The 2,089-nt window shown below is 70.6% G+C and carries 2 protein-coding genes; both read left to right on the top strand.

What is annotated here, in order from left to right; all coding sequences use genetic code 11:
- Positions 1 to 1,146, top strand: a 1,146-nt coding sequence (locus ETD86_RS54035) for a hypothetical protein (protein WP_138674338.1), incomplete at its 5' end; no start/stop codon positions are given.
- Positions 1,147 to 1,383: 237 nt separating this feature from the next.
- Positions 1,384 to 1,884: a hypothetical protein gene (locus ETD86_RS54030; RefSeq protein ID WP_138674337.1), complete on the top strand. Its 501-nt coding sequence runs from the start codon at positions 1,384 to 1,386 to the stop codon at positions 1,882 to 1,884.
- The last annotated feature ends 205 nt before the right edge of the window (positions 1,885 to 2,089 follow it).

The following is a 2,089-nucleotide window of genomic DNA, read 5'->3' as shown; positions in this document are numbered from 1 at the left end:
ACGTGGAAGCGGCTCACCGAGAGCGTCAACGAGCTGGCCGGCAACCTCACCACCCAGGTGCGTGCCATCGCGACCGTGACCAGCGCCGTGGCGCGCGGCTACCTGACCCGCCCGATCCCCGCTCCCAAACCTTCACCGTCACGCCCAGGAGGTGACCTCATGCCCGCCGCGCTTGCTCAGCCCGACACCGGGCCGCGTGCCGACGCCGATCAGCTCGCCTCCGACGCGATCCGCCGAGCCTGCGACCTGGCATGCGTCATCCGCGACGACGGCCCCGACGCCGCCCTGCGGACCATCCAGCAGATTCCCGCGGACACCGTCCCCCTCGTCATGATCATGCTCGCGGCGATGGTCCCGGACGACCAGCCTGCCACCACGCTGCTCGCCTGGGCCGTGGACAGCTGGCCTCCTCACGCCGACCGCATCGACCCCGCCCTGCTGCCGTACGCGACCATCCGCACCGGCCGCGGCCGGCGCCGCAAGGACGAGCAGCCGTGCGGCAGCGTCGCCGCCTACCGCCGCCACAAACGCCGCGCCGAGCAGCCGTGCGACAGCTGCGAAGCCACCTTCAAGCTGTACAACCAGGCCAAACGCCGCCAGCGGGAAGACCGGCGGCCCCCGCGTGACCGCGCCGGCACGCGCCGGCCGCGCACCGGCAGGCCGCCCACGAGCGCACCACGGCAATGCCCGGCCTGCGACGCCCCCGCAGACAAGATCGTCAAGGGGTACTGCCCGCAGTGCTACCAACGCTGGGTCTACCACGGTCGCCCCGACGGCGGGCCGCCGCCGAAGCGCCAGCCCAGCGTCCGCCCTCCGAAGCCGATCCCCGCCCGTTGCAGAAAGAACCTGCACGACCTGACCTTCGGCACCGTCATCTTCCTCCACAGCGGCGCCTGGCGTTGCCGAGCCTGCTACAACGCCGCCCGCGCTCGCCGGCTGTTCAACACCCGGCACCGCGACCACCACGTGGTCGAACTGCCCGAAGGCCACCTGGCCTGCATGACCTGCTCAACCCCCGAGGTCCCGGTTCAGCAGCGGCCATGGAGGTGGCGCCCTGACACGAGGGCGGCCGACACGAGCACCATCCCAGCGCCGCCCACCGCCACGGCAACTCCCCTCGCTCTCCTCGAAAGGCTCTCCGCATGACCGCCCCCGACCAGAACGGCCCGCTGCCCGACGAGCGGCTCGCGGAAATCTCCGCTCGTGAACAGGCCGCCACGCCTGGCCCCTGGACGCCATCCGAAAAGTATCCGCATATCTGCTGGCAGGGCGACACCGGTGACCAGATCATCTCGGCGAACCTGAGCGAACGCCCAGCTGACGACATAGCGTTCGTCGCTCACGCCCGCCAGGACGTGCCAGATCTGCTCGCCGAGGTGGACCGTGCGGCTCCCCATCGAGCACGTGGAGCGCTTCCTCTTACGGGAACGCGACGAGCACGAGGCCAGAAGCCAGCGATGGAACAACGTGGACGTCGTACTGAACGCCTTCCGCCTGCACATGCACACGGGCACACCGCTGACGCAGCCGAGGCCGTCCGACGGGCCCGAGGATCTCAGTGTCGGCCGTCCGTCGCTGACGGAAGCGGAGGAACTCCGGGCCGAGCTGGACCGCCTGAAGGAGAAGCACGAGCGCGAGATGCTCAAGCTCATCGACGAGCGCGACCGCATGCGAAGCCTGCTCGACCTGTTCGCGTACACGGTGGCCCCAGCCGAAGTGATCGGGGAGCACACCAGCGGCAGCGACCCGTGGGCGAACGCCCTGCACTTGATCACGCCTGCCGCCGAGGTGAAACACCTCCGGGCCGCCCTCAACGAACGTGGCCTTGATGAAGCGGTGTCCGTCGCATCGGGACACCGCAGCCCGCCGAGGGTGCAGAAATGACTGCGCGGCACGCCGGGCGCGAGACACGCGCGAGCTCGCACCCCCGCCCCGCCACAGCGAACTCTCCCATCTCTCCTCGAAAGGCTTCCGCGTGAACATGATCGCCCGCGCCACTGCCATAGCGGCTCTGCTCGGCGTGCTGCTCGCCGGCGGGCTGGTCGTCAGCTGCGCGGCCGGCGAACAGCCCGCCTGCGCAGCCGTCCGC

Origin of the sequence: Nonomuraea turkmeniaca (genome assembly GCF_005889735.1) — a bacterium.
Taxonomy (GTDB): Bacteria; Actinomycetota; Actinomycetes; order Streptosporangiales; family Streptosporangiaceae; genus Nonomuraea; species Nonomuraea turkmeniaca.
The sequence above is the reverse complement of the archived record's forward strand: the minus strand, read 5'-3'. Positions and strand labels throughout refer to the sequence as shown.